Source organism: Candidatus Manganitrophus noduliformans (assembly GCF_012184425.1).
GTDB classification, from domain to species: Bacteria; Nitrospirota; Nitrospiria; order SBBL01; family Manganitrophaceae; genus Manganitrophus; species Manganitrophus noduliformans.
Window position 1 is genome coordinate 160,921 of the sequence record NZ_VTOW01000001.1, and the last position, 25,373, is coordinate 186,293.

The following is a 25,373-nucleotide window of genomic DNA, read 5'->3' on the forward strand; positions in this document are numbered from 1 at the left end:
TACTATAACACACTCAACGGGGGCGACACATGCCGCGCTACTACTACAACGCCTACAGCCGCGCGCTGAAAGAGCGCTTTCCCTGGAAGGTTTATAAGCTGCCGCTCGACGCCGGCTTCAACTGTCCCAACCGGGACGGACGGGTCGCCTTCGGCGGCTGCACCTTTTGCAGCAACGCCAGCTTCAGCCCCAACAGCGGCGGGCCCTTGAAATCGATTCGCGAACAGGTGGAAGAAGGGATCGCCGTCTACCGAAAGCGGCGGTTCGGCGGAGAAAAGTTCATCGCCTACTTTCAGGCGTTCACCAACACCGACGCCCCGCCCGCTCGCCTGGCGAGCATTTACGATGAGGCGCTTTCTCATCCCGATGTGGTCGGTCTGGCGATCGCGACCCGTCCCGACTCCCTCCCGGAGCCGGTCCTCGATCTGCTCAGTGACCTTCAGAAGAGAACGGCGCTCTTTTTGGAGGTCGGGCTCCAATCGATCCACGATGAGACCCTTCGGCGGGTGAATCGGGGCCACACCTTCGCCGATTTCGTCAGTGCGGTCGCGCGGATCAAGGAAAGAGGTCTCTATCTCTCAACCCATCTGATTCTGGGATTGCCGGGGGAGGATCGCGGAATGATGATGGCGACGGTCGAGCGGGTTGCGCCCCTGCCGATCGACGCCGTCAAGCTGACCCATCTTTATATTCCGAAACAGGCCCCGCTGGCGCAGGCGTATCGACGGGGAGCGCTCTCGCTCCTGACCCTTTCCGATTATATTCAACGGGTCTGCGATGCGCTGGAGCGCCTGCCGGAGCGGCTTATCATTGAAAGGTTGATGGGGGAGCTCGACGGAGAAGATATTCTCGCCCCCCGATGGGGAAAACATAAAGGGGAGATCCTGGAGATGATCGAGGCGGAGTTCGCCCGGCGCGGAACCTGCCAGGGGATTCTCTTCCGAGAGCGTCAGGGGTGCGATCCGGCGCAGGTGCAGCGGTGCATCCCTCCCATGACGGCCCCCATCAAATCATAGAGATACTCCCGCTCCCCCTCATCGACACGACTGAAGTAGGCCCCCTCCCATCCCTTTAGATAAACACTCTGCAAGAAGAGAAAGACCGGCGCCGATTCTTCGATCCCCTCCCGCTTCATCGCGCGCCGGATCCAGGAGACGACCCCGGCATGTGTTTTGGTGGAATCGGTTTGAAGGACGTTGTCGGCTTCGGTGAGGATTTTGGAAAATTTATCGAAATGGTCGGGGTGGGCATCCAGATGCTGCGTCGCGATCATCTCCAGACCCAAGAGGTTGAGCCTTCGGTCCGGAATGGGGAGATGATCGTAAGACGGCCCCGACCGGCAGGCGGCAAGAATCAGGAGGAGAAAGAAGAGGAGCGATTGTTTGGATAGAAAAGCGGTCATCGGGTCCTCATGCGGCCTTAGAATACATCGATTGCGGGCTGGAATCAACCTCAAGCTGAGCCGTGGTCTTGCATCAACCGATTTCAATGTGCTAAGTTTTTTTTATCTCACTTTCACACGACGCAATCAACCATCGAACGGAGGTTTAGGATGAAGCGATTCCAGTTCATGTTCTTTTTGGTCACCGTTTTCATTGCAACAATGGCGACTTCGCTCTCTGCGGCGCCGATCGGCGTGCCGGGGGCGACCGCCGGCGCCAACAAATCGGTCATCAGCGCCGAGTTGAACCTTCTCACCGATCGGGATCTCACCGGCGGCGGCGAGGTGGAAAGCACGCAGGCCTTTGCAAAAGGAGAGGTCGGATTGACCGACCGGGTCGATCTGATCATCCGGCTCGGGGTCGGTGATTTCGAGGGAGGGGGGGTCGATACCGACTTCGGACCCGCTTTCGGCGTCGGATTTAAGACCACCTGGGCGGAGATCTCCGATGTCAACTTAAAGATCGGCACGGTCTTCCAGACAACGCGCATCCGGGCAGAGGATGATTCTACCCGTTTCGGCTGGGCCGAATACGACGCTGCTTTGGGCGCTTTCCTCGACAGCCGCGGTTCCAGACAAGCGGTGATCCCTTACGGCGGGGTGGCCTGGTCGGCCCTCGATGTGGAAGGGAGAGCCTCAGAAGATGATGCCTTCGGGTTCTTCTTGGGGGCTCTGGCGAGGCTCGGCGGGAATTTCCAGGTCGGGGTCGAGTTTCGCATTGTCGATCAGACGGCGATTTCGGCCAATGCCGGTTTTGTATTCTAAATACAAACGCATCTATTCTGTGTAGGGCGGCCCTGCGTGGCCGCCCTGGGCGCACACATGGGTGCGCCCCTACAAATCGATCTCGATCAAGGCGCCGACCGGCGGCTTTCCAAAAGCTTCCCAGGCGCTCCCGCCGCGGAGAAAGAGCTCCATCCAGCGGAGCTCTTTCCCGCTCCCTTCCCGCCAGCCGCTGCTGCCGGGGGCGAGCGCCATCTCTCCGATCGGGACCTCAAAGCTGGCAGGAGCCGCCGCGGCCTTGTGTTGATGCTTTCCGATTCTAATTTCGACGGAGGCCCCGGACGGAAAAGGGAGGCTCTCCCGGTCGAGGGTCGTCTTCAAATTGCCGTAGCCGTCGATATAGGCGATCCGGTTTTTCGGTATTTCAGGGATTTGATCCGGCGGGATTTTCTCCCCCAGGATGGCGGCATGTCCCTGCGCGATCTCTCCGATCGCCTCCGGGAAGAGATCCCGCGAACGGAACTGGGAGCCCTCCGCCGGAACGGAGACCCACCGAAGCTCCTCCGAAGCGCCCCGAACGAACGAGAAGGCGTACCCTGCATTCACGCCGACGACACGAACCCCGGTGATCAAACGGGCAAACGCCAACCGCTCTCCGGCATTCCCGGCGCGGACCCGTTTGTCGTCCATTCGGGGTGCGACGTTATGGAAAATGAGGGTCCCGGCGGGGGGATCGTTTAATCCCAGCTGCGCCACGCAGAACCCGGCCGCCAGCGTCGAGAAGGGGGGAACGGGGGTCAGGATGATCTCCGCGTCCGGGAGGTGGCGCTTGATCCGCTGCGCCACCTCCGCGAAGGCGAGATCTCCGTGGCCGTAATCGGCAATCAGATGAACGAGCATGCGTGAAAGATCGGGATGCGGTGAAGTAAGGATGAATAAAGAGGAGCCGTTATTCCTTTCCGAACACCTTTTTCAGAAGCGGTTCGATCTCCCCCTTTTTCGCCATCTCATCAAGGATGTCGGTATCGCCGTAGAACTCCCCGCCGATGAAAACCTTCGGGAGGGTCGGCCAGTTGGTCATCTTGGAGAGGGTCTCCCGCTTTTCCATGTTTCTTAACACATCGACCACTTCAAAAGGAAAGCCGTATTTGTTGAAGAACTGAATGGTCTCCATCGTAAAACCGCACATCGGCATCGCCTTGGTGCCTTTCCCGTAGATCAAAATCTTATTGTCCGCCACTTCCTTCTTGATTTCTTCCTCAATGGGATTGCTCATCGTTCATTTCTCCTCTGGTTCTGTTAATAATGACACCCATCGCCCGGAGAGGCGCTACGCAGGGGCCTCTTCGTGCGTGTATGATTTAATCTCCAAAGCATGGATCCGTCCATCCTTCATCGGCTCATCCAGCGCCTGGTAGACGAAGCGTTGACGGTCGAGGAGGTTTTTCCCCCGGAAGGCTTCGGAGATGATTTGAAGGCGATAGTGGTCCATGGTGCCGGTCCGATCAACCACCGTGACCAGGGCATCCGGCATCGCTTTTTTGATGTAACTAATCAACATTTCCTGACTGATCATCTGTTTCGACTCCGTGCATCGGCTGTGTGAAGAATTCCTCACAGAAAGGAGATTATACCTCATTTCATGCCGATCTTAAAGTGGAAAGAGGGAGACGCTTGACAGCGGATCGAGGTTGATTTATATAGACGAGGGCCCGATCGTGCCGGCGTCCGAACGCCTCAACCGCCTAGGGGGAAAACCGATATGGAATATGTTCCGGAACCTGACATCGATAAAGAGGTCGCCCGCATCATCGCCTTCTTCGAATGGGACCACCTCGATCCGAAGCGGGTCCGGACGATCCGAAGCCGGGGGTCGCGGAGCCGAAGGATTCTGGCCCGCTGCCATGCCCTCCCGAAAGCGATGCAGACCGGCCTGGCCCTTCCGGCGCATTATGTGATCGAGCTGGTGTCGGAAAATTACGATCGTCTCTCGGAGATGGAAAAAACGAAGACCCTCATCCATGAGCTTCTGCACATCCCCGCCACGTTCGGCGGCGGGTTTCGGCATCATGACTATGTCCATGGCCGCCGGGTGAACAAGCTCTATGAAGAATATGCCCGGCACCTTTCCGCTCCCCCGCCGGCGCCGGAAACCATTCCCGCCCAGGTCACGATCGCTTTCTGAAGACTGTTTTAGAGAAGGGCTTCAATCTTTCTGCAGACCACCTCCGGGTCGCGGATGCCCCGCAACCGCTCGGCCTGTTCTCCCCCTTTTAAATTGAGGACGACGGTCCCGATCCCGAAGAGGCGATCGAGCGGACCCTGCTCCGCCCCGGCGGCGGCGATTTTTTGCAGAGGGATGATCTTTTCGTCTCGACCGAGAAATCCGGCCGCGCGGTGAACGGCGGCCCGGGTGACGGCATAACGGCTGGTGCGGCGAAGAAAAAGGGCGAGCCCGATGAAGAGACCGGCGCCGAGCCCATAAATCGCCCCGGTGCCGGGGTCCCCCACCGGCAAGAAGAAAATAAAAAGGGCTCGGACCGCCGAGATCAGGGCGAAGAACCAGAGGAAGACATATTCACCCCAGGCAGGCCGCCCCTCCCAAACGACGCGCCGATCTTCCTCCGTGGGAAAATTGTGAGAGGTCATTCCGTCGGCTTTCATTTGGACCTCCGAAGGAGGTGATGGTGACGGGACGTGAGCAGGGAAAAGACGGCCGGAGGTTCAACCGCCGGCTTGCAATGTTTTGAGCACCTGATGGATCTCTCGGGCATGATCTTCCGGCTCGACGGAGGGGAAGAGCTTCCGGATGGTTCCCTTCGGATCGATCAGGACGGTGCTGCGGCGCGCGATCGACATCCCCATGAAACGGGTGAGGGTGCCGTATTGCCGGGTCACTTTGAATTGGTCGTCGGCCAAGATTTGAAAGTTGAGGTTGTGTTTGTCGGAAAATTTCTTGTGCGAGGCGACCGAATCGACGCTGACCCCGAGGACCGTGGCATTGAGATGTTGAATGGCGACGATGTTGTCCCGGAAGGAGCAGGCCTCTTTGGTGCAGCCGGGGGTATCGTCTTTGGGATAAAAATAAAGGACCACCCATTTTCCGCGCAACGCGGAGAGGGTGACCGGCTTTCCTTCCTGATCGGGCAGGGTGAAATCGGGGGCGGGCTCCCCCTCCCGGACGGCAAAAACCGGTTCGGCAAAGACCGGCCGGGTCTCGCTGATGCCGAGAACGGCGACGACGATCAACAGGCTTACACCAAGGATAAGCTTTTTCATTGGAATGTCCTCCCGGCCTCAAGGTTAGCATAATAGGTGAGAAAAAGGGAAGTAAGGAAGGCGGAATGAAACAAAAAGCCCGTTCCTCCGCTTCGACGCCCCGACGGCCGACCGGAACGGAGCCAGGAAGGGGTCGATGTAATTTGACACCCTCATTGAATCAGCTAGAATTCTATCTATAATCGCTCCAAATTATAATACAAACTCAAATTACATCGCTGATATGTGATTCCTTTGTGAAGCCGAAACTCGAGTTGTCTCAAATACGTCCAATACGGGTTGAAACGATATGAATGATGAATAAGGTAGGCTTTACAAGGAGGAAATAAATGGGCGTTGAGAAAAAAAACAGAAGCGAAACCCTTCACCGAATCGCCGCCGATCTCTTTTCGAAATCGGAGGGGGGCGAAGAGCTGTCGTTCAAAATCGATCTTCTCCGCAATGAAGTAAAAAAATAATCGAAGGTGAGAATACAATATTCGGAAAATTCCGCGAACTTGTGGAGTCATCATCCCGGAGGAGAACCAGCGTTATCACGCCGCGATCAAAGCGTTGTCGACGACTTCGAAGCTAAGCCGGCAAGAGATCGTTAAGGCCGTCAACATTCAGCTTGAGGAGCTTAAACCGCTCGAGAAGAGCTTGATGTCCGCCCTCCCCGGCTAGCGCGACGAGTTTAAGGCCATGAAAGCCAATTCGCTGGAGATTAAAGACGAGATATCGAGACTGCGCGAAAAAATAGGGCGGCTTGAGAGTGAAGAAAAAAGGATTCTCAATGAGATGGTGGCGCGGGAAACGGAAATGGAACTCGTCGAGAGGGCCGTGGGGGAACTCTTCGCCGATCTCGGGGCGGAGATAACCTATATCAAAAAAAAGGTTGAGGAAGTTACTTCTGAAAGCGCGGCCGCTCAGCCCGTCCCGCCCGGGGCTTCTATTCATAAAAGCGATCTTCCCGGCGAGGAAAAGGGAGGCGGCGAGCAGAAAAACGAAACCCGTGGGTCTTCTGCGCCGCAGGATACGGAATGGGAGAAAAAATGCCCTATGTGTGGGGGTCGAATGAGTTTCCTCACGAAGGATGAAATGTGGCAGTGTTATACCTGCGCATATGAAGAATCAAGAACGGACGAAGATCGGGGTAAGAGCGAAAAGAAAAGTGAACATCCGAATGCGCCTAAACCCACTCCCGCTTCGAAGCCGATTTTCGATCCATCTCCGCCCCTTGCCATCCCTTTGTCACCCCCGTCTTCCAACGAAATCCAGAAATCAAAAAAGGGATTATCGCCGTCCAATAACCAGCCCTCGGGCAAAAAAAAGACCTGCCCGGCCTGCCGTGAGAAAATGGATTGGTACCAGACGGAGAAAGCCTGGCGATGCTCCTTCTGCGGATACTCGAGAAGTATTTAAATCGCGCACAAGGGGTCGTCGCTTTACTTTTGACTTTTACTGAATTGATGGTATTCCCCCTCTCTTTCCTACTCATCGTGAATTCTCAGGCAAACGAGTTTCGACCATTTGAAGCGGCTTTGTTGCCCCTCTGAATTCAATCTTCCTTTGAAAAATATAGCATCCCGCAGAAGCAAGCTGGTTCGAATCCTATTTGGGATTGAGAATGTTTTGTGAACATCGGAAGGGGCAATTGGATTCGGCTATGAGATCAAAAATGAGGGGAGCCGTTGGAATCTTCTCCAACGGCTCCCTCGAGCGTGGCTCCCCTTCATTAATACGTGCTGAATGCTCTCCGAGTCTCACCGGGACAGCGGCGATAGAATTCAGAGATACAAAAAAGTAACGGAGAGGAATCTCGCCGGGATCGCAGGGTTGACGTCGTGGCTGAAGCGTTCATCCCGCTCGGTTGCTTACTCCTCCATGGTCCAATTGTTAATAATTGTTAATAGAGATAAACGGCACCGATCCTCATCATCGCGTCGTCATCTTGGTTGCCATCGATGCCGGTAGCGGCGCTAGACTCGAATCTCGCTCCCGCTGCGAGCGTGGCTCCATCTCCGCTGAGTGCAACAGAGTGGCCGAACCAATCGCCTGCATCCGTATTGGACGCTTTGATATAAGCCTCTTGGCTCCAGCTCTCCCCGTTTCGGACAAAGAAGTAAACCGCTCCGGAGTCGTCGGCGGAATTGTCGGTCTGGTTACCGTGGATGCCGGCGGCCGCGCTCGCTTCATTCAGTGCTCCCACAGCCAATGTATTTCCGTCCGCACCGAGAGCGACAGAAAAACCGAACCAATCGCCTGCATCCGTATTGGACGCTTTGATATAAGCCTGCTGACTCCAGTTCCCCCCGCTTCGGACAAAGAGGTAAACGGCCCCGGCCTGGCGGGCGGAAGTGTCGGCTTGATTCCCATTGATACCGGTGGCTGAGCTCGGTTCCGCATAGGCCCCCACAGCAAGGGTGTTCCCATCGCCGCTGAGCGTCACAGCGTAGCCAAACAGGCCGCCCTCACTTCCTCCAAACGGATTGAACCCGTGTGTGATGGAGGGCTTGATATAGGCTTGTTGGCTCCAGCTCTCGCCATCGCGAATAAAGAGATAAACCGCACCCGCGTTCTGAGCGGAATTGTCGGCCTGGTTTCCATTGATCCCGGTCGCCGCGCTCGCCTCCCCCCATGCCCCGACGGCCAGTGCGCTTCCATCGGTGCTGAGGGCAACAGACCAGCCGAATTTATCCGACGCGCCTGTATTGGAGCCTTTGATATAGGCTTGCTGGGTCCAGCTTCCGTTCCGAAAGAAAAGGTAAACGGCGCCGGAATCTTGACCACCCGAATCTTCGTACGGTGCTCCCACGGCGAGCGTATTTCCATCTCCGCTGAGGGCAACCGAGTCGCCAAACTCGTCGCCGATATTCGTATTGGACGATTTAATATAAGCCTCTTGGCTCCAACTCTCCCCACTTCGGATAAAGAGGTAAACCGCACCCGCGTTATTAGCGGAATTGTCGGCCTGGTTGCCGTTGATGCCGGTGGCTGCGCTCGCTTCGTATCGCGCTCCTACGGCGAGCGTATTCCCATCTGCGCTGAGTGCAACAGAGTAGCCGAACCCATCGCCTGCATCCGTATTGGACGCTTTGATATAAGCCTGCTGACTCCAGTTCCCCCCGCTTCGGGCAAAGAGGTAAACCGCCCCGGAGTCGGCGGCGGAATTGTCGGCCTGGTTGCCGTTGATGCCGGTGGCCGCGCTCGCTTCATTCAGTGCTCCCACGGCGAGCGTGTTCCCATCCCCGCTGAGGGCAACCGAGAAACCAAAAGAGAGACCAAAATCGTCGGAGGGCCCTTTGTTAGAGGATTTGAAATAGCCGATGGTCTGGAGCATGCCATCGAGGACGTCAATCTCATTGGAATCGATGCAACCTCTCTGGTCGCAAGCGGATAAACGGTAGCGCGCCTTCCCCCAGTTGTGGCGATAAACGACAATGTCGCGCGTGACCGCTGTCGTGCCGGCCGGGATGTCTCCCCCGATTTGTGAAAAACCGGAAACGCCATCCGGGTTCTCAAAGAGCCGGTAGAAAGTGTCATCGCCGATTTTGGGCCAATCGAACTGCAGTTGTTTGATTCCGAAAGTCACTGTGAGAGGGAATGATCCTGGAGGAATGACCGTCATTTCAATAGTACCGGAAAGGTGGGTCTCCGTATGGACGGCGGTGATGACGACAGTGCCGGGAGAGACAGCGCTGACAAGGCCGGTGTCGCTGACGGTCGCAACGGCATCGCCGGATGACTGCCAATTCATGAAGGAAGTCAGATCCTGCTCTGCTCCCGTATTGAACGAGCCGGAGACTTTTAACTGCATGGTGGCGCCGACCCCCAAATCCGTATCAGACGCCGTGACATGAATTGAGAGCAGCCGCACGGGAGAGCGGGGGTCTTTGGGATCGGTTCCATCCAAGAGCTCCTGGAGGTTCGAGAGACCGTCCTGATCGTCATCCGGGTACTGCAAAACGGAGGAGTCGATGGCCACCAAGCTCGTCTCCCCCGCTTTCACTTCGACCTCCGAGCTCCAGATTGCAACGATCAGATCGTTCATCCGATAGGTAATCGTCAGGGTATGTTGGCCGGGTGCCAGGCCGTCGATCCGACCTGCTACTGTTTTGTTCTCAAGATCGACCGTCAGTTGCATGGGAGCCCCCCCGTCCACGCTGACCTCGGCCGTGAGCGGGATCTGTGAGGGAGCCGTCCGTACCAGCGGCTCGGCTAAGGGCACCGACAACTGCTGGGCGGACCCTCCCGGCTGCAGGGTCGACGAGGAGGTCCCCGAGCCACACCCGAAGGCAGAGAGGAGAATCGAAGCCCATATGAAAAGCAGAAGGGAGGATTCCGGCAAAGATCGCCTGGTGGATGGGGTGAAGGTATTCATCTTCCTCTTGCTCACTGTCCGACCGCCGGTCCGACGATGGCGACGGAGCCGGTCGTCGGCGCGCCCCCTCCTTCGCCATCGTCCCTTCCATCGGTTCCTCCATGTCCCGCGACAGCAACCCCGCCCGCAATCACGGCGGCACCCACAATCGTCCAGACCCACCATTTTTTATACCAGGGGGGTGAGGCATCCTCCCGCCGCAGGGTGATCCGCTCCAATGCAGCGCTGCTCGGCTCAGAAGGGGCTGCATCCTGTCTCAAAGGAGGTGCAGCCACAATGGCGACCGTCAGGGGGGTGAAGGAGAAGCCCCGAAAGGAGATGTTCCCGGAAGGGTCGTTGGTTTGAATATAGTATTCAATCTGCCCGGAGGAGACCTCTTGGCTCGGAAGCGCGACCGCGAAGAGATCCTGACTGACGCGCTTCATCTGAAGCGGGGAGTACTCCTCCGTCCCCTTCAGTCGATAGTAGAGCGTGACTTCTTCCACCCCGACATTATCGGTGATGACGGCTTGAAGGACGAAAGGGAGTCCCGCGACGACTGCTTGATCGGGAGGCTCATGTCGAATGGAGGGAGCGATCGTATCCGAAGCGGGATCACCCCCCTCCTCGGCGAACAGGGGGGACAGGGGAAGGAGAACGAAAGCGTAGAGGGCGACAATCGGAAGCAGGATCCCATTCGGTTTCATGCGCGGCTCTCCCTGGACGACTCAATCTGAGGAACGAACACTAGCAAGAAACGCGCCAACCTGTCAAGGCGGAATATGTCAGGAGGGGATCGTCCCATCTTTCAACGGTGATTCATCTTTCTTGGAGAGTCCCGGGATCTGAATTCCATACTTCTTCATTTTGTAATAAATGGTGCCCCGGCTCACCTTCAATACCTTGGCGGCCTTGATGGCATTCCACTCATGCGCCTCCAGCGTGCGGAGGAGAAGCTGCCGCATGCTCTCTTGTAAAGGAGCGGTTTCGGCCGGTGATTGAAATTCCTCCAGGGATTGTCCCGGCCACGCGGCGCTGGAAAATAGGGCGGCTTCATCAAGGGAGTAAGGCGGGCGGGCGCGGATGAGCGCGCCGTAGATAAAATTTTCAAGTTGGCGGGTGTTCCCCGGCCATGGCGCGCGCTGAAGGCGATGCCGAGCCTCGGGGGTGAGGAGAGGGCAGGCCGGGAGCCCCAGTTCCTGAGAAAAGGCTTGGAGGAAGTGGGCCGCCAGCAACGGGATATCTTCCGGGCGCTCCCTGAGTGGCGGAAGAAAAATCTCGGCGACCTTCAGCCGATAGTAAAGATCGGGCCGGAACACTTCTTCCTCGACCGCACGTTCAAGGTCCTTGTTTGTCGCGGCAATCACCCGGACATCCACGGGGATTTCATACGCGCTTCCAAGGCGATTGATCTTCTTTCCCTGTAGAAAGCGGAGGAGCTTCGCCTGTGCCGCCGGGCTCAACTCCCCGATTTCGTCCAAAAAGAGCGTGCCTCCATCGGCCTCTTCGGTCTTTCCCTTCTTTGCCGTCTGCGCCCCGGTGAAGGTCCCCTTTTCATACCCGAAGAGCTCGCTTTCAATCAGCTCCAAGGGGATGGCGGCGGCGTTCACCGGGAGAAACGGTTTTTGCCTTCGTGGGCTTGCCTCATGAATGGCGCGCGCCACCAGCTCTTTTCCGGTTCCATGCTCGCCGCGAATCAGAACGGTCGCCGTGCTCTTCGCCACATCTTGAATCATCTGATAGATTTGCTGCATCGGCGGGCTCTCGCCGATCAAAATTCCGAAGTGGTAAATCAAAGCAGAGGAGGGCGGGGAAAAAGCAGGAGAGGGTGCTTCGCCCCCTCTTTTTTCCCCGGATCGTCTATGGGAAAGGGGGGCCGTTTCTTCCTCACCTTCATAGAAACACTCGAGCTCAAATGGATAGATCTCTACGCGGCAGCGGGGAGCGAGCGGCGCGACGCCCGAAACCTTCTTCCCGTTCACAAAGACGCCGTTGGAGCTTCGATCCTCCAGAAGAAATTCCTCCCCTCTTCGCGCGATGATCGCGTGCAGCCGTGAGACGTGCTCGTCGGGAAGGATGAGGTCATTGTCCGCCGACCGTCCGACGGTGATCTCTCTTTTCGAGAGAACCACCTTTTGGATCAATTTTTTATCCTGAAATATCTTCAGTTCCAGCATCCGTTCACCAGATCAGTTTTCCCCACCGCTCCCCCTTTTTTCGAATGATCGCCCGGCTCTTCTTCCACTCTTTATGAGGGGAAACGGGATCGCCTTCCCGATCAATCAGCTTGTAAACCTCAATGGTTAAGGCGGTGGCGTCGCGGGTGAGGGATAAATCGGAGTAGGAGATTTTGACGATCGGATAGGTCCGGAACATCTCTTCCAGAATCCGGCTGCGCTCCGGCGACATCTCGCTGATTTGCAGAAGCGCGGCCATGTCTTGCGCCTCGAAGGCGGTCTTGAATTCGGCCAGAAGATCGCTGATCACTTCCAAGTCGGGCCGAGGAGCCGAAAGGGAGGAGGACGGCGGAGGCACGGTCTCGTTCGCAATCTCTTGGAGAGCGGGGGAAGAAGCGATTTCCTCTCCCTGAACCGCTTTGCCGGGAAGTTCCTCCGTGGAGGGGAGGGAGACCGCCGACGGTTCTGTGACCGCCTCTGCAGGGAAGGGCCGTATCTGCTCCTGCTCCAGGGGGCCCGGCGCTGAATGCAACGAAGGAGGTAAGTTGTCATTGATCGGTTGTACCGGTATCTCCTCTCGAGTAATGCCGTCTTGAATCGGCTCTTCCCGGTTTAAAACGATTTCCACTTGTTTCTCCCTCTTCTCCGAAATCGTGGATGGAACCCGGTTTCCCTCCGGTGTAGAAGGGATTGGAGGGGCCAAGATCACGGCGATCTCAGGGGGAGCGGGCAATGTCGGAGCTTCAGCCGTGGTCACTGTCGCTTTAATTGGGCCCTCTTCATTCCGAAAGGGATTCTCTGTCGCTTGTTGCTGCAGATGGACTTCAATCGATTTTACGGTTGTCTTCGGATCAGGGAGGGATGTTGTTTCGGTTAAAGCTGAAAAAATGAACTGAGAGAGAAAAAGGTAAATCGCTCCGATGATAAAAAAAACGATCACTCCCGCCAGGAAAATAGAGAATGTCCCGCTTTGGCGCCTTGCATCGTTTTTTCCGATCGGCGTCGTGATGCAAGGGGAAAGGTCTAAGAGAGGGGTCGAGATCCGGATCGAGGATGCTTCGTCGCGGACGAGGGAATCCTTTTCAAGCGTGTGGACGGCGGGGAGCGGTGATCCCTCCTTTTTCGAAGGGGTACACTCCTTTATCTCTTTTGCGATCGTTGCAATCTCGGCCGCAAGCGTCCGCGCATCGGGGATCCGTTCCCGAGCTTGCTTCCTCAAAAGAGATCGGACCAATTCCTGAATAGTAGAAGGGACTGCGGAGGAGAACAATAGGACAAATTCATTCTGGTCGGAGATTAATTTCCCGAGGACGGATGGCCGCGAGATTCCCTCGAAAGGGGTTCTGCCGGTGAGCATTTTGTAAAAGACCATTCCAAGAGAATAGAGATCGCTCCGGCCGTCGATCGGCTCACCCTGCGCCTGCTCGGGCGACATATACTCCGGGGTCCCGAGGATTTCTCCCGTCGGAGTCGCCGAGAGTTCGTCCGCAGCGGCCACAATTCCGAAGTCGGTAATTTTCACATGCCCGCCGCGATCGACGAGAATATTTCCCGGCTTTATATCCCGATGAATAATTCCCTTGCCGTGTGCGAAGGAGAGCGCCTCCGCCGCCTGAAGAACCATTGCGCAGGCCTCTAAGGGGGGAAAAGACCGCCTCTCTAAAATAAGTTGTTTGAGGTCCCTGCCGGGGAAGAGCTCCATGACGATATAGTATGGGTCTTGTGCCTCGGATACGTCATAGATCCGAATGATGTTCGGATGATCGAGGCGGGCGAGGGCCCGCGCTTCTCGTTCAAAGCGCTTCAGGAAAGAAACATCACTTCGATATTCGGGATAGAGGACTTTGACGGCGACCGGGCGGTTGAGGGCCGTATGAATCGCCCTATAGATCACCCCCATCCCCCCCCGGGCGATTTCCTCTTGAATTTCATATTTCGCCGAGAGGAGGGGCTTCTGGGGTGATAATGAAAGCATCGTTTGAGGCAGGCGAATGGACTCTTTCACTTCTCTCCAGAAATAAAGGCGAACAGTACTAAGGAGCCGAATGCAAAGACGGCCGAAGATGTTTTGACCTAGTATGTTGTGCTGTATTCATACCGGAACTCGATACACTTTTCAACTCTTTTCCCCGCCTAAGCAATATTACCGACCCTCCTTAGCGGCATCTCTCTTGCTCCATGAAAACCTGTTTGTTAAAGAAACCAGATCCCTTCCGGGCTTGTGGTTTTTCCCATCCACGGGAGGGCGATCCCATTGTAAAGGGATGAATCTTTAGGAACGGTACACGCCTAAAAGTCGTTGTCTGAAAAACTCCGCCGGAATGTGCGCCAATGTTCGTTGAGCATGAATGAAAACCATCCTGATCGTTGACAATCACCCTGAGTTCTTGATTGCGGTAAGTCACTTGGTCGCCGACCTGCTTCAAGATTTGCAGAAAGGACCGGTGAAAATCTTGAGAACGACTTCTGCGATCGCAGCCTTCAATGCAAGCCGCAGTCAGCGCATTGACCTGTTGATCACCGATTATCAAATTCCGAATGAGATGAATGGATTTCAACTGATCTCTCGCCTTCGCGACAGGCCCGAAATGCGCAAAGTTCTGATGACGTTTGGGTCTTTGGAGCTTCTTGAGGCATTGGCGGCAGAGCAGGGGGTCGATGATGTCCTCCGAAAACCGATCGAGGAGAACGAATTAAGGACGATTCTTGAAAAATACATCTGAAATGATGAAGATAACATCGGAGGGACGCCGCCGTCCTCTACCGTGTGCGGGTCTAAAATCGATCTTCATGAATTTAAAAATGGGCGAGCAAGCAAGATGATTGAAGAGGTCTCTGTTTAAATTTTTAAACGATTGAGAGATTGATGTTGAAGAATTTGAACAAGTGAGATCCAAATATTCCATTCAGAAGTAATGGGGGCCGAGCCACTCTCGGCCCGACCCCAAGGATGAAGCGCCGAGCAACATCTTCCGCCATTAACCTGTCTTATTTATCCGGTGCGAGGTACCCGCGCACCAGAATGTGCCGTATTCCAAATGGAGGACCAGAAGGACCTGGAGAAACATCAGGACAAAGACACGCCTTGGATGAAACAACAAACCCGCTTGTCATCCGTTCGCTGATACCCTGTCCGACACCACTGAGCGTGATTGTAGAATCAATAACCCTCTGTCCCCCCAACGGATCTGCCAGATTTTGTACTCTCCTGGCAGATTCCACCCCTCCACTGACTCAAAGTCCATTCCTTTCCAATGCCTTTTTTCACAAATTCCAGACAACGATTCTCTGCCTCGCCTCTGCAGTATCGTTGACCCCGTATTTCGTAGGTCGCATCGCATAGCCGACGGACCCGGCGGAAAGGCTAATAAAGAAAATGCAACGTCAAGAAAATAAATTTAAATATGGGATAACTTAAAATCGGAACAGCGATTAGTGAGAGGACTCAGTGATTACGATCATTCGCTAGGCTGGCATTGTAGATTACCATTACGATTCTTAAAATGAGAGTTTTCCCAATTGAGAGATTTACGGGTGTACTTTCCGACCTTCCTGAATTTGGTCTTCCTTTGTATATAATTCTTCAGGGAAAAGGGGGTTCGAATCCGATCTGGGGCGATAGAGAAAGGGTTGTGAATGTCATAAAACAAGTTGAGATTTCTGTTGTGAAATGAAAAAGGAAAGGAGCCGTTGGAATGATCTCCAACGGCTCCTTCTAGACCTGGCTCCCCAGGCCGGATTCGAACCAGCGACCCGACGGTTAACAGCCGTCTGCTCTGCCAGCTGAGCTACTGGGGAATAAAGGGAAAATAAGGAAAGCGGGGTGTATTTTATCCGCACCCAGGCAGAAAGTCAATCTCTTTGAGCGGATGAACCCGCTTGAAGAGCCCGATTTCTCCCTCGAAAAACCTTCTTTTCCCCTCTCCCGCGATCGCGCGGCTCAAGCGGCTTTTTGAGTGAGCCGATCCTGGACCGCCTTCACCTCATCTTCGAGATGAATCGCTTTGTCCCGGCGGTCGTCGATCGTCAGATGCGTGAGGACCCGGGAAATGCCGCGGTTAAATGGAAGCTCGTGGAGCATCTTGGCCGCGGAGAAAATCGTATCGGCATCCCCCTCGATGATCGTTCCCATGTCGGTTAAATTGTATTTAAGCCCATGCTGATCGCAGACTTTGACCACCTCGGCGACGTAGTCGCCGATGCTGGGGGAGTCGGTTCCGATCGGAACGATGCTGATTTCTAAAAGCGCCATTTTACCCTCCTTTTTTTACAATTTTACAGATCAAACCGCTTGCGCCTGCGTCGAGTTCGCAAGATCATCTTTTTATTTTAAGAGAAATCGTCGGCGAAAATCTAGGCGGCGCTTTACATGGGTCGTGCAGCGATTTATTTCGTGCAGGGTTCTTTCAACGGAATCGATGCGAGGGCCGATTCCGGGATCGATGGGAACGGTCCGGGGAAAGGAACCGCCGCCTGCTCGAACGCGTCTTTGAGAGAGGCATTCAGCGCATCGATGGCGTGGTTCAATCCTTGCGCGGGGGAGGGAGGGGCGTAGAGAAGAAGATCGTAGCCGGGGATCAGACCCAGGGCCGGGTAGATGGCGTTTTGAAAGGCGACCCGGCCGACTTCACTGAGCTCTTCGGAAAGCCGCTCCGAAAAATCGTCGAGCGCCCGGTCCTGAACCAGCGCAATCATCGGAAGGATGCCGAGCTGGGGCGCTCCCTCCAGATCATTATCGGCGGCAAGTCCCATCGGAAGGACGCCTGAATTTGAGAACATCTCCGCCAACCGCGCCGGGCGCGATTTGAACCCCCATGAAAGATACTCGGCCAGCGAAAGAGGCCGGTCGGCCAGGATCAGCGTCTGTCCCAGATGGAGTTGAAGGGTGCTTCGAATGGCGTCGGCCCCTTCGAGCAGATGGCGGAAATCCTTCCCCTCCCGACGGGGACCGTGGAGGGCGGTGAGGGCCATCACCAGCGGAACGGCATAAGTCGCTTTGGGGCCCTTCTGAATTTTCTTTTTGATTTTTTTTACCACGGTGCGATTCCAGGCGGAAGGAGGGTCGTTCTGAAAAGTGTCAGGGGGCCGCAGCCGGCGTCCCTTCGGAGGTGGAGACCGTCCGAGGGACCAGGTCGGGGGAATAGGGGTTGACGGGGTCCAGAGCGACCATCGTTCCGTTGCTGAAGACAAGAAGGCGGATGGTCGGGTAGAGATGGTTCTGGGGATTGAGGTTCTTGACGTGATAGACCCAGACTTCTCTGAGCTCATCTTCCGTTTGGCGGCGGGCAATTTCGGCGGGTGTGCCGATCAGCTCCGTGACCGCCTCCCGCGACATCCCCGGTTTCAACTTGCCGAACCAGGTCGCCTTGTAAAATTTGTAGGAGGGCCCGCCGCAGCCGACGGCCCCAAGCAGCATCAGGCCGACGAGGGCCCATGCTCCGCGTCTGATCAATCGGACCTGATTCAAGTTTGTCTCGCCGTTCATGAAGGGAATTCTATCCCGATCTCGATTCTTTTTCAACCAAAATGTGGCTCCCTTCAGGAAGGATCGACCTCTTGGAAAGCGGCCCTCATTCTTGACGAAGGAAATCAAAACGTGTTACAAGGAAGTGGTTTTTCCGCGCTGTAACGCCGGAGTGGCGGAATTGGTAGACGCAAGGGACTTAAAATCCCTCGCTCCGCAAGGGGCGTGCCGGTTCGATTCCGGCCTCCGGCACCAGGAAATCTCTTCGTAAATTGAATCCTTTTAGAAATGGTCTGTATCCCTCCCCTTTCCCCCTTGCAAAAGAAGATCGTGTTGTTTAGAATGACGTGCGGTCTCCTCAGACCGTGATTCGGATCGGCTCCAGTCGGTTACATGGTATGGACCCTGGGGCCGGTCTTATTTCTTCCCCTTCTTGCCTTTCGTTCTCCTTCATACTGTTCAAGCCTTTCGATCGGCCGATCATGCGTCTTTATTTAATTCCATAAAATCTCTCTTTCTTCTCCCGGATTTCCAATTGCTTCGTCGGCGTTTCTAGTATATAAGAGTAACTCTATTTCACTTTATCGAAGGATGGTTCACCGCATGGACATTTCGCAACGGATCGCCGAAGAATTAAACGCCCGCACCGCCCAGGTGGAGGCGGCCGTCCGCTTGCTGGACGAGGGGGCGACCGTCCCCTTTATCGCCCGTTACCGCAAAGAGGTCACGGGAGGGTTGGACGACACCCAGCTTCGCACCCTCGAAGAGCGGCTGATTTATCTGCGCGAGATGGAAGAGCGCCGCGCGACCATCTTAAAGAGCATCGAGGAGCAGGGAAAGCTGACCCCCGAGCTGAATACGGCGATCCTCGCCGCGGGGACGAAGACCCGGCTGGGAGATCTCTATGCTCCCTATCAACCGAAGCGCCGCACCAAGGCGCAGATCGCGCGGGAGGCGGGGCTGGAGCCGGTGCTGAACGCATTGTTGGAAGATCCGAATCAAATCCCGGAGAGCGTGGCGGCCGGATCGCTCAACCCGGAAAAAGGTTTCGCCGACGCGGCGGCGGTGCTGGACGGCGCCCGGCAGATCTTCATGGAAAAAGCGGCGGAAGAGGCCGATCTGGTCGGGGCGCTCCGCGACCTGATCTGGGAGAAGGGGCGCCTCCTCTCGACGGTCGTCCCCGGAAAGGAGCAGGAAGGGGCCAAGTTCTCCGACTACTTCGAGTTCTCCGAGCCGCTCAAGCAGATTCCCTCGCACCGCGCGCTGGCCCTCTTCCGCGGCCGGGCCGAGGGGATGCTGCGCCTGGTGATTCAGCTGCCGGGGCAGGATGATCTGGAATCGACGACCGCGTTCGGTGTTTGTGATGCGATGATCGCCCGGCGGTTTTCCATCCGCGACGAAGGCCGCCCGGCCGACCGGTGGCTCGCCGACGCCGTCCGCTGGGCCTGGCGCATCAAGCTCAAATCGCAGCTCGATACCGAATCGTTCCTGCGGCTGCGGGAGATGGCCGAGGAAGAAGCGATCCGCGTTTTCGGAGAGAATCTGCGCGATCTGCTCCTTGCCGCCCCCGCCGGTTCCCGCCCGACGATGGGGCTCGATCCCGGTCTGCGGACCGGGGTGAAGGTCGCGGTGGTCGGCGCCACCGGAAAGGTGCTCGATCATACGGCGATCTTTCCGCATCCCCCTAAAAATCAGTGGGAGGAATCGCTGGCCGCACTGGCCGCGCTGGCGCGCAAACATCAGGTGGAGTTGATCAGCATCGGAAACGGCACCGCCTCGCGCGAGACCGACAAGCTGGCGAAGGAGCTGATCAAGCGTCACCCCGAATTGAAGCTGACCTGCCTGGTGGTCAGCGAGGCCGGGGCGTCGGTCTACTCCGCCTCGGCAATCGCGGCGAAGGAGTTTCCCGATCTCGATGTCTCTTACCGGGGGGCGGTCTCGATCGCCCGGCGCCTGCAAGACCCGCTGGCCGAACTGGTGAAGATCGAGCCGAAGGCGATCGGCGTCGGCCAATACCAGCACGACGTCAACCAGACACGCCTGACGCGCAAGCTGGGGGCGGTGGTGGAGGACTGCGTGAATACCGTGGGGGTCGATGTCAACACCGCCTCCGCGCCGCTGATGGCGCGGGTCGCCGGCTTGACCGAAACGACCGCCGCCAACATCGTCGCCTACCGCGAGGAGAAGGGGGCCTTCCGCGGACGGCGGCAGCTGCTGGAGGTCGCGCGTCTGGGGCCGAAGGCCTTCGAGCAGAGCGCCGGCTTTCTGCGGATCATGAACGGCGAGAATCCGCTCGACGGCTCCGCCGTCCATCCCGAGGCCTATCCGGTGGTGGAGCGGATTCTCAGCGCCACCGGCCGCGCGCTGCGCGAGGTCATCGGCAACAAGCCGTTCTTATCGTCGCTGTCGGTGCAGGATTTCATCGATGAAAAATTCGGCGAAATGACCGTGCGCGACATTCTCCGCGAGCTGGAGAAGCCGGGGCGCGATCCCCGGCCGGAGTTTAAAACCGCCGCCTTCCGTGAAGGGGTCGAAACCCTGGCCGACCTGGTCCCCGGCAGCGTGCTGGAGGGGGTCGTCACCAACGTCACCAACTTCGGCGCTTTTGTCGATATCGGCGTTCATCACGACGGCCTGGTGCACATCTCGGCGATGTCGGAGCGTTTCATCAAGGACCCGCGCGAGGTAGTGAAGGCGGGCGACGTCGTAAAGGTGAAGGTGATGCAGGTCGATTTGGAGCGAAAGCGGGTTTCCCTCACCATGCGCTTGAGCGAGGGAGCGGTGCCGCCGACCGAAAAAGAAAAAAGCGGCGAGAACGCCGGCGGGAAAAAATCGGCCCCAAAATCGTCCTCCGGGAAGAAACAACCTTCCGCTCCCGCCCCCATGACGACGATGGCGGATGCGTTTGCACGGTTCAAGGAGCGGAAGCCGTAACCTGTTCGAGCCGTGTGATCCAATCCAAGAGGACCGGCTCAGACAGGTTGAAACCGAGAGTGCGATCAACTTTGATCAGGATGGCGCTCCCGGGAGAGCAGCGCCCGTTTGCGCTCCACCCCCCATCGGTATCCGGAGAGCGCGCCGTCATTGCGGACCACCCGATGGCAAGGGATCGCAACGGCAATCAGGTTGGCAGAGCAGGCCTGCGCCACCGCGCGCACCGTTTCCGGGGAGCCGATCCGTTCTGCGATTTCGGCATAACTCACCGTCGCGCCGGCGGGGATCTCGCGCAACGCCTTCCACACCCGCTGCTGGAAAACGGTGCCCCGGACGTGGAGCGGCAGATCGAGACCGATCGCCGGCGCTTCGACGAAGGCGATGACGCGAGCGATCCATTGTTCAAACGCCGCATCACCGCCGATCAATTCCGCCTTGGAAAAGCAATCCTGAAGATCGCGCAGCAGCAGGTTCGGGTCGTCCCCGAGCAGAATGGCGCAGATCCCCTTGTCGGTGGCCGCAACTAAAACCGAACCCAACGAACATTCTCCGACAGCGAAGCGGATCGAGGCGCCCCGGCCGCCGGCGCGAAAGTCGGAGGGGGTCATCCCCAGCACTTCCGAAGAGATCTCATAAAACCGCCCGCTGGAATGAAACCCCGCCCCAAAGATCGCCTCGGTGACCGTGTCGCTCCGGAACAACGCGTCCCGCACCCGCTCTGCGCGGTAGGCCGACGCGTAGGCTCTGGGTGTCACGCCGGTGATTGTCTTGAAGACACGATGGAAATGAAACCGGCTCATTCCGGCCGCTTCCGCGAGCAGATCGAGGTTCGGCAGCACTTCGGCGGCTTCGATGAGTCGGCATGCTTTCGCCACCGCCGCGGCGTGTTGTTCGGCGAGCGGAGGCGCGTCGGGCCGGCACCGTTTGCACGGACGGAAACCGGCCCGGACCGCCGCTTCGCGCGTCGAATGGAACCGGACATGCTCCCGTCGCGCCGATCGCGCCGGGCAGGAGGGCCGGCAATAAACCCCGGTGGTCCGCACGGAAAAGTAAAAAACGCCGTCCGCAGTCCGGTCTCGGCGCAGCACGGCGGCCCAACGATCGTCGTCGCTTCGAAAAGTCTGCGGAGCCCTTTCATTTTTTGTCAATGGAACGTCCATCATCGTCTCCTCTTCAGATTTCTACGAGCGGAATGGCTCGTTGAAACCAGCCTAGACGAAAAAGCACCCGCCGGCACTCCGTTTGTTGCTTTCAAATCCATTCAATATTTGACCTAATTTCATTAAAAAATTCAAGTTCCGGCTGTGCACAACTAAACCACGAACAGTGCTCATTCCGGACTGTTTCTATTAGGAGGGTTTTTACGAAGCTTCGGAAGGAATGCCGTTCTTAAGGAGCGACCGTGATCGTTCCACGCATTTCCATGTGGATGGCGCAAAAAAATTCGTAGGTGTTCGGTGTGTCGAACTTCATTTGAAACGTTTCTCCGGGGGGGAGAAGGTGGTGGATCAAAAGATCATCGACGACTTTGGCAGGCTCTTTGCGATTCGGATCGGCCGCGGTGAGAAAGTGGGTCCGCTTATCTTCATTGACCCAGGTGACCTGCGCTCCGCTCTTGATCTGTTGGGCCTTCGGCGAAAACTCGGTTTTTCCATCCGGGATCTTGAATTCCGCCGCATCGGCCCCCTGTCCATTTCCCAGGCCGATGAGGATCATGAATAAAAGAAAACTGAATCGAGATAAAAAAACCTTTTTCATCATTTCCGATCCTCACTGATTGCGCGGGCATCTCTGCCGATAAACCCCGATTAGATTAATTTTAACCGGCAGGGGCGAATAAAGCAATATTGCGGGAACGGGAAGGAGACCCTATGCCAAGAGAAATTCTCCCGATGAACACCAAGCGAAAGGACCCTAGGAAATGCGAGCGAATAAAAAAGCCCCGCCGGAAAATATTCCGACGGGGCTTTTGGATTAAAAAATTTTTGTTAGGAGATCAATCGGACGTTCGTCGCTTGCGGACCCTTCTGGCCTTGGGTAACTTCGAACTCGACCGCATTTCCCTCTTCGAGAGATTTGTATCCCTCACCGGCAATGGCAGAAAAGTGGACAAACACATCCGCTCCTCCATCTTCACGCGTGATGAATCCATACCCTTTGCTGCCGTTAAACCACTTGACGGTTCCTTTGATCATTGAGTGTTTCTCCTCTTTTTTATCAGCGATTCGCTGACGGAATGTCCACTGTCCCCTAAGTCGAGAAAATAAAAAAAAGGCCACAGCGAGTTGTAATAGCTGCAGCCGATCAGTTCTTCCACTCAACTTTTACAATGGACTCCCGTCCTTTTTACCATGACTATTTGGAAAAGGTCAATGAAAAATTAACCCCTTATTGTCCGGTCGAGATCCCCCCTTCTCCCCTATTTCAGCGGGGAGGTGTATAATCGCAGACGTTTTCACCCGGCTCACTTGAGAGGTCGATGTCCTCACTCCCGATCGATGAAGTCCTCCCCTCCTTGCGGCAAGCGCTTGCGGCGCACCCCTCCGCCGTGCTTCAGGCGCCGCCCGGCGCCGGCAAAACCACCCAGGTTCCATTGGCCCTGCGAGACGAACCCTGGCTGAAACATCGGTCGATTCTGATTTTGGAGCCCCGCCGGCTGGCGGCGCGCGCCGCGGCGGCGCGAATGGCGTTTCTCCTCGGCGAGTCGGTGGGGGAGACCGTCGGCTATCGGATCCGCTTCGAGAGCAAGGTCTCAAAAAAGACGCGGATTGAGGTGCTGACCGAAGGGATCCTCACCCGGCGCTTGCAATCCGATCCCGCGCTGGAGGGGGTGGGGCTGGTGATTTTCGATGAATTCCACGAGCGGCATCTGCATGCCGACCTGGCGCTGGCCCTCTGCCTCGACAGCCGGCGGGTTTTGCGAGAGGACCTCAAGCTTCTGGTGATGTCGGCCACGCTGAAGGGGGCGGCCGTGTCGGCGCTCCTCGGCGATGCGCCGGTGGTAACGAGTCAAGGACGGAGCTTTCCGGTGGAGGTGCGCTACGCCCCGGCCGATCCGGAACCGGGAAACCGGCTGCCGCAGGCGGTCCGTCAGGCGATCGTGCAGGCGCTCGAGCACGACCGGGGGGATCTTCTTGTTTTCCTTCCCGGCGCCTGGGAAATACGCCGGACGCAGGCGCTGTTGGGAAACCTCTCGACGCAAGGTCCACAAAGTCCGGTCGACGTCTATCCGCTTTACGGCGATCTCCCCTGGGAGGCGCAAGACCGGGCGATCAAACCATCCGGGGAAGGACGGCGGAAGGTGGTGCTGGCGACGCCGATCGCGGAGACCAGCTTGACGATTGAAGGGATCGGCGTCGTCATTGATGCGGGGTTTGCGCGGGTTCCCGAGTTCGATCCCCGCAGCGGCCTCACCCGGCTGACCACCAAGCGAATTTCCCGCGCCTCGGCCGAACAGCGCACCGGCCGCGCCGGGCGGCTCGGTCCCGGCGTCTGCTACCGGCTCTGGAGCGAGGCGACACAGCGCGGGCTGATGGCCCAGCCGATCCCGGAAATCCGCGCCGCCGACCTGGCGCCGCTGGCGCTGGAGCTGGCGCAATGGGGGGTGCGCGACGCGGGGACGCTTGCTTGGCTCGACCCGCCTCCCCCTTCGGCGCTGGCCCAGGCGCGTCAATTGCTCGTCCAGCTCGGTGCAATCGAAGAGGATGGTTCGATCACCCCTTCGGGCCGGGCGATGGCCCCCTTCCCCATGCATCCGCGTCTGGCCCATATGTTGGATCGGGCCGAGGCGCGGGGTCTCGGGCCCCTGGCTTGCGACATCGCGGCACTGCTTTCGGAAAGAGATATTTTCATCGGCGAGCGCCGGCGCTCCACCAGCCTTGTCGAACGGATGGAAGCGCTCCGCGCCTTCCGGAAGGAGGGGAAAGGACGAGCGCAACCCTCGGGGGTGGACCCGGCCGCCTGTCTGCGTGTCGACCAGGCGGCCCGCCAGTATCAACGGCTGTTGCGAAGCAATGAACCGGAAAGCGGAAAGGATCTGGAAAAAACCGGTCTTCTCCTTGCGTTTGCCTATCCCGACCGGATCGCGCAGCAACGCGCGCCGGGCGAGATCCGCTACCTCCTCGCTTCGGGCCGGGGGGCGCGCCTGCCGGAGCATGAACAGCGGATGCGCCTCCCCTATCTTGTCGTCGCAAGCGTCGACGCGGGCGAAGTAGAGGGAGCCATCTATTTGGCGGCCGCCATCGATGTCGATACGCTCCGCCGGGAACTCGCCCCCGAGATCCGGACCGAAGCGGTCATTCGCTGGGACGCTCGGCAGCAGCGGGTGATTGCGCTGGGTGAAGAGCGCCTCGGGGAGCTGCTCATCGACAGCGCCCCCCTTTCGCGCCCTGATCCGGAGAAATGTCTCGCGTCGATGCTGGAGGGGATTCGCCAGCTCGGCATCGCGGCGCTTCCCTGGTCCCCCGAAGCCCGCGACTGGCAAGCGCGGGTGCTCTCTCTGCGCCATTGGTTTCCGGAGGAAGGGTGGCCCGATCCCTCCGATGCCGCGCTGCAAGAGCGCCTCGAAGAATGGCTCGGGCCTTTTTTAACCGGCATCACCCGCCGGGAGCATCTGAAGCGACTCGATCTGCTCGCAGCGCTGAAGGCCCGGCTCGACTGGAATCAAAACCGGCGGTTGGAGGAAGGGGCGCCGACCCATCTGACCGTTCCGAGCGGCTCCCAACTTCGGCTGGAATACCGGCCCGGCGACTCGCCGGTATTGGCGGTGAAACTGCAAGAGATGTTCGGACTGGCCGAAACGCCCCGGGTGGGGTGGGGAAGGGTCCCGGTGACGCTCCATCTTCTCTCCCCCGCCCGGCGTCCGATTCAGGTGACGCAGGACCTGCGCGGCTTCTGGGAACGGACCTATGCCGAGGTGAAGAAGGAGCTGAAGGGACGTTATCCGAAACATCCCTGGCCCGATGATCCATGGAATGCGCCGCCGACGGCGCGCACGAAGCGGCGGTCGTCTTAAGG

The 25,373-nt window shown here is 57.5% G+C and carries 24 protein-coding genes and 2 tRNA genes; 9 read left to right on the plus strand and 17 right to left on the minus strand.

The genetic code is table 11. The features are described from left to right. Positions 1-29: 29 nt before the first annotated feature. Positions 30-1,016 (plus strand): tRNA modification radical SAM protein MnmL/YtqA, encoded by a 987-nt coding sequence (gene mnmL, locus MNODULE_RS00755; protein ID WP_168057596.1) that lies wholly within the window; start codon positions 30-32, stop codon positions 1,014-1,016. On the opposite strand, the gene MNODULE_RS00760 is transcribed toward mnmL, so the two are convergent. Next, complete coding sequence (locus MNODULE_RS00760; protein WP_168057597.1) at positions 950-1,402, minus strand: hypothetical protein; 453 nt, start codon at positions 1,400-1,402, stop codon at positions 950-952. The two genes, mnmL and MNODULE_RS00760, sit on opposite strands and share 67 nt — an antisense overlap. Before the next feature lie 150 nt (positions 1,403-1,552). Between MNODULE_RS00760 and MNODULE_RS00765 the strand changes: the two genes are divergently transcribed. Then, positions 1,553-2,206, plus strand: a complete 654-nt coding sequence (locus tag MNODULE_RS00765; protein ID WP_168057598.1) for a hypothetical protein — start codon at positions 1,553-1,555, stop codon at positions 2,204-2,206. Between the two features lie 69 nt (positions 2,207-2,275). Here MNODULE_RS00765 and MNODULE_RS00770 read toward each other — a convergent pair whose 3' ends face one another. Genes MNODULE_RS00770 through MNODULE_RS00780 form a run of 3 tightly spaced genes read right to left on the minus strand, consistent with a single transcriptional unit; the run spans position 2,276 to position 3,740 of the window. Further along, positions 2,276-3,064, minus strand: coding sequence for an SAM hydrolase/SAM-dependent halogenase family protein (locus tag MNODULE_RS00770; protein WP_168057599.1), 789 nt, complete (start codon positions 3,062-3,064; stop codon positions 2,276-2,278). A 49-nt stretch (positions 3,065-3,113) separates the two neighbouring features. After that, complete coding sequence (locus MNODULE_RS00775; protein WP_168057600.1) at positions 3,114-3,440, minus strand: glutaredoxin family protein; 327 nt, start codon at positions 3,438-3,440, stop codon at positions 3,114-3,116. Positions 3,441-3,494: 54 nt separating this feature from the next. Continuing rightward, positions 3,495-3,740 (minus strand): BolA/IbaG family iron-sulfur metabolism protein, encoded by a 246-nt coding sequence (locus MNODULE_RS00780; protein ID WP_238339161.1) that lies wholly within the window; start codon positions 3,738-3,740, stop codon positions 3,495-3,497. 186 nt (positions 3,741-3,926) lie between these two features. Between MNODULE_RS00780 and MNODULE_RS00785 the strand changes: the two genes are divergently transcribed. Next, the gene (locus MNODULE_RS00785; protein ID WP_168057602.1) at positions 3,927-4,349 is read left to right on the plus strand and encodes a putative metallopeptidase; all 423 of its coding nucleotides are present in this window, start codon (positions 3,927-3,929) and stop codon (positions 4,347-4,349) included. Between the two features lie 8 nt (positions 4,350-4,357). Here MNODULE_RS00785 and MNODULE_RS00790 read toward each other — a convergent pair whose 3' ends face one another. Both MNODULE_RS00790 and MNODULE_RS00795 read right to left on the minus strand, forming a co-directional pair. Then, entirely contained in the window at positions 4,358-4,828 is a 471-nt protein-coding gene (locus MNODULE_RS00790) for a PH domain-containing protein (RefSeq protein WP_168057603.1), read from the minus strand. A 60-nt stretch (positions 4,829-4,888) separates the two neighbouring features. Continuing rightward, a complete protein-coding gene (locus MNODULE_RS00795) occupies positions 4,889-5,443 on the minus strand; it encodes a peroxiredoxin (RefSeq protein WP_168057604.1) in 555 nt (184 codons plus the stop codon). 329 nt (positions 5,444-5,772) lie between these two features. Here MNODULE_RS00795 and MNODULE_RS24950 point away from each other — a divergent pair, with 329 nt between their 5' ends. Together MNODULE_RS24950 and MNODULE_RS00800 are read left to right on the plus strand one after the other, a co-directional pair. After that, entirely contained in the window at positions 5,773-5,901 is a 129-nt protein-coding gene (locus tag MNODULE_RS24950) for a hypothetical protein (RefSeq protein ID WP_272953215.1), read from the plus strand. A 223-nt stretch (positions 5,902-6,124) separates the two neighbouring features. Further along, positions 6,125-6,844 (plus strand): hypothetical protein, encoded by a 720-nt coding sequence (locus MNODULE_RS00800; RefSeq protein WP_168057605.1) that lies wholly within the window; start codon positions 6,125-6,127, stop codon positions 6,842-6,844. A 484-nt stretch (positions 6,845-7,328) separates the two neighbouring features. Here the strand turns inward: MNODULE_RS00800 and MNODULE_RS00805 are convergent, their stop codons facing one another. From MNODULE_RS00805 to MNODULE_RS00820, 4 genes are all read right to left on the minus strand, one after another. Next, positions 7,329-9,650 carry an Ig-like domain-containing protein gene (locus tag MNODULE_RS00805; protein WP_320412454.1) on the minus strand — a complete coding sequence of 774 codons (2,322 nt, stop codon included), beginning with the start codon at positions 9,648-9,650 and terminating at the stop codon, positions 7,329-7,331. A gap of 164 nt (positions 9,651-9,814) precedes the next feature. After that, positions 9,815-10,489 (minus strand): hypothetical protein, encoded by a 675-nt coding sequence (locus tag MNODULE_RS00810; protein ID WP_168057606.1) that lies wholly within the window; start codon positions 10,487-10,489, stop codon positions 9,815-9,817. A 78-nt stretch (positions 10,490-10,567) separates the two neighbouring features. Next, the gene (locus tag MNODULE_RS00815; RefSeq protein ID WP_168057607.1) at positions 10,568-11,959 is read right to left on the minus strand and encodes a sigma 54-interacting transcriptional regulator; all 1,392 of its coding nucleotides are present in this window, start codon (positions 11,957-11,959) and stop codon (positions 10,568-10,570) included. Between the two features lie 4 nt (positions 11,960-11,963). Continuing rightward, entirely contained in the window at positions 11,964-13,964 is a 2,001-nt protein-coding gene (locus tag MNODULE_RS00820; RefSeq protein WP_168057608.1) for a protein kinase domain-containing protein, read from the minus strand. Between the two features lie 343 nt (positions 13,965-14,307). On the opposite strand from MNODULE_RS00820, the gene MNODULE_RS00825 reads away from it, so the two are divergent. Continuing rightward, entirely contained in the window at positions 14,308-14,682 is a 375-nt protein-coding gene (locus tag MNODULE_RS00825) for a response regulator (RefSeq protein WP_168057609.1), read from the plus strand. 999 nt (positions 14,683-15,681) lie between these two features. Here the strand turns inward: MNODULE_RS00825 and MNODULE_RS00830 are convergent. The 4 genes from MNODULE_RS00830 to MNODULE_RS00845 form a co-directional block, all read right to left on the minus strand. Further along, positions 15,682-15,757, minus strand: a tRNA-Asn gene (locus MNODULE_RS00830). Between the two features lie 142 nt (positions 15,758-15,899). Beyond that, entirely contained in the window at positions 15,900-16,211 is a 312-nt protein-coding gene (locus MNODULE_RS00835) for an MTH1187 family thiamine-binding protein (RefSeq protein ID WP_168057610.1), read from the minus strand. A 134-nt stretch (positions 16,212-16,345) separates the two neighbouring features. Beyond that, the gene (locus MNODULE_RS00840; protein WP_168057611.1) at positions 16,346-16,996 is read right to left on the minus strand and encodes a hypothetical protein; all 651 of its coding nucleotides are present in this window, start codon (positions 16,994-16,996) and stop codon (positions 16,346-16,348) included. 40 nt (positions 16,997-17,036) lie between these two features. After that, on the minus strand, positions 17,037-17,444 hold the full coding sequence (locus tag MNODULE_RS00845; protein ID WP_168057612.1) for an outer membrane protein assembly factor BamE: 408 nt from the start codon (positions 17,442-17,444) through the stop codon (positions 17,037-17,039). 145 nt (positions 17,445-17,589) lie between these two features. Between MNODULE_RS00845 and MNODULE_RS00850 the strand changes: the two genes are divergently transcribed. Further along, positions 17,590-17,678 (plus strand) — tRNA-Leu (locus MNODULE_RS00850). 348 nt (positions 17,679-18,026) lie between these two features. Beyond that, complete coding sequence (locus MNODULE_RS00855) at positions 18,027-20,357, plus strand: Tex family protein (RefSeq protein WP_272953216.1); 2,331 nt, start codon at positions 18,027-18,029, stop codon at positions 20,355-20,357. A 65-nt stretch (positions 20,358-20,422) separates the two neighbouring features. Here MNODULE_RS00855 and ada read toward each other — a convergent pair whose 3' ends face one another. From ada to MNODULE_RS00870, 3 genes are all read right to left on the minus strand, one after another. Further along, the gene (gene ada / locus MNODULE_RS00860) at positions 20,423-21,517 is read right to left on the minus strand and encodes a bifunctional DNA-binding transcriptional regulator/O6-methylguanine-DNA methyltransferase Ada (protein WP_168059158.1); all 1,095 of its coding nucleotides are present in this window, start codon (positions 21,515-21,517) and stop codon (positions 20,423-20,425) included. A 229-nt stretch (positions 21,518-21,746) separates the two neighbouring features. Beyond that, a complete protein-coding gene (locus tag MNODULE_RS00865; protein WP_168057614.1) occupies positions 21,747-22,118 on the minus strand; it encodes a cupredoxin domain-containing protein in 372 nt (123 codons plus the stop codon). 227 nt (positions 22,119-22,345) lie between these two features. Next, positions 22,346-22,552, minus strand: coding sequence for a cold-shock protein (locus MNODULE_RS00870; RefSeq protein WP_168057615.1), 207 nt, complete (start codon positions 22,550-22,552; stop codon positions 22,346-22,348). Between the two features lie 284 nt (positions 22,553-22,836). Between MNODULE_RS00870 and hrpB the strand changes: the two genes are divergently transcribed. After that, entirely contained in the window at positions 22,837-25,371 is a 2,535-nt protein-coding gene (hrpB, locus tag MNODULE_RS00875; protein WP_168057616.1) for an ATP-dependent helicase HrpB, read from the plus strand. Positions 25,372-25,373 lie beyond the last annotated feature (2 nt).

What these genes read in the sequence shown, in the direction of transcription:
- mnmL (WP_168057596.1), top strand. Translation starts at nt 30, where the DNA reads ATGCCGCGCTACTACTACAACGCCTACAGCCGCGCGCTGAAAGAGCGC.
- MNODULE_RS00760 (WP_168057597.1), bottom strand. Translation starts at nt 1,402, where the DNA reads ATGACCGCTTTTCTATCCAAACAATCGCTCCTCTTCTTTCTCCTCCTG.
- MNODULE_RS00765 (WP_168057598.1), top strand. Translation starts at nt 1,553, where the DNA reads ATGAAGCGATTCCAGTTCATGTTCTTTTTGGTCACCGTTTTCATTGCA.
- MNODULE_RS00770 (WP_168057599.1), bottom strand. Translation starts at nt 3,064, where the DNA reads ATGCTCGTTCATCTGATTGCCGATTACGGCCACGGAGATCTCGCCTTC.
- MNODULE_RS00775 (WP_168057600.1), bottom strand. Translation starts at nt 3,440, where the DNA reads ATGAGCAATCCCATTGAGGAAGAAATCAAGAAGGAAGTGGCGGACAAT.
- MNODULE_RS00780 (WP_238339161.1), bottom strand. Translation starts at nt 3,740, where the DNA reads ATGATCAGTCAGGAAATGTTGATTAGTTACATCAAAAAAGCGATGCCG.
- MNODULE_RS00785 (WP_168057602.1), top strand. Translation starts at nt 3,927, where the DNA reads ATGGAATATGTTCCGGAACCTGACATCGATAAAGAGGTCGCCCGCATC.
- MNODULE_RS00790 (WP_168057603.1), bottom strand. Translation starts at nt 4,828, where the DNA reads ATGAAAGCCGACGGAATGACCTCTCACAATTTTCCCACGGAGGAAGAT.
- MNODULE_RS00795 (WP_168057604.1), bottom strand. Translation starts at nt 5,443, where the DNA reads ATGAAAAAGCTTATCCTTGGTGTAAGCCTGTTGATCGTCGTCGCCGTT.
- MNODULE_RS24950 (WP_272953215.1), top strand. Translation starts at nt 5,773, where the DNA reads ATGGGCGTTGAGAAAAAAAACAGAAGCGAAACCCTTCACCGAATCGCC.
- MNODULE_RS00800 (WP_168057605.1), top strand. Translation starts at nt 6,125, where the DNA reads ATGAAAGCCAATTCGCTGGAGATTAAAGACGAGATATCGAGACTGCGC.
- MNODULE_RS00810 (WP_168057606.1), bottom strand. Translation starts at nt 10,489, where the DNA reads ATGAAACCGAATGGGATCCTGCTTCCGATTGTCGCCCTCTACGCTTTC.
- MNODULE_RS00815 (WP_168057607.1), bottom strand. Translation starts at nt 11,959, where the DNA reads ATGCTGGAACTGAAGATATTTCAGGATAAAAAATTGATCCAAAAGGTG.
- MNODULE_RS00825 (WP_168057609.1), top strand. Translation starts at nt 14,308, where the DNA reads ATGAAAACCATCCTGATCGTTGACAATCACCCTGAGTTCTTGATTGCG.
- MNODULE_RS00835 (WP_168057610.1), bottom strand. Translation starts at nt 16,211, where the DNA reads ATGGCGCTTTTAGAAATCAGCATCGTTCCGATCGGAACCGACTCCCCC.
- MNODULE_RS00845 (WP_168057612.1), bottom strand. Translation starts at nt 17,444, where the DNA reads ATGAACGGCGAGACAAACTTGAATCAGGTCCGATTGATCAGACGCGGA.
- MNODULE_RS00855 (WP_272953216.1), top strand. Translation starts at nt 18,027, where the DNA reads ATGGACATTTCGCAACGGATCGCCGAAGAATTAAACGCCCGCACCGCC.
- ada (WP_168059158.1), bottom strand. Translation starts at nt 21,517, where the DNA reads ATGGACGTTCCATTGACAAAAAATGAAAGGGCTCCGCAGACTTTTCGA.
- MNODULE_RS00865 (WP_168057614.1), bottom strand. Translation starts at nt 22,118, where the DNA reads ATGATGAAAAAGGTTTTTTTATCTCGATTCAGTTTTCTTTTATTCATG.
- MNODULE_RS00870 (WP_168057615.1), bottom strand. Translation starts at nt 22,552, where the DNA reads ATGATCAAAGGAACCGTCAAGTGGTTTAACGGCAGCAAAGGGTATGGA.
- hrpB (WP_168057616.1), top strand. Translation starts at nt 22,837, where the DNA reads ATGTCCTCACTCCCGATCGATGAAGTCCTCCCCTCCTTGCGGCAAGCG.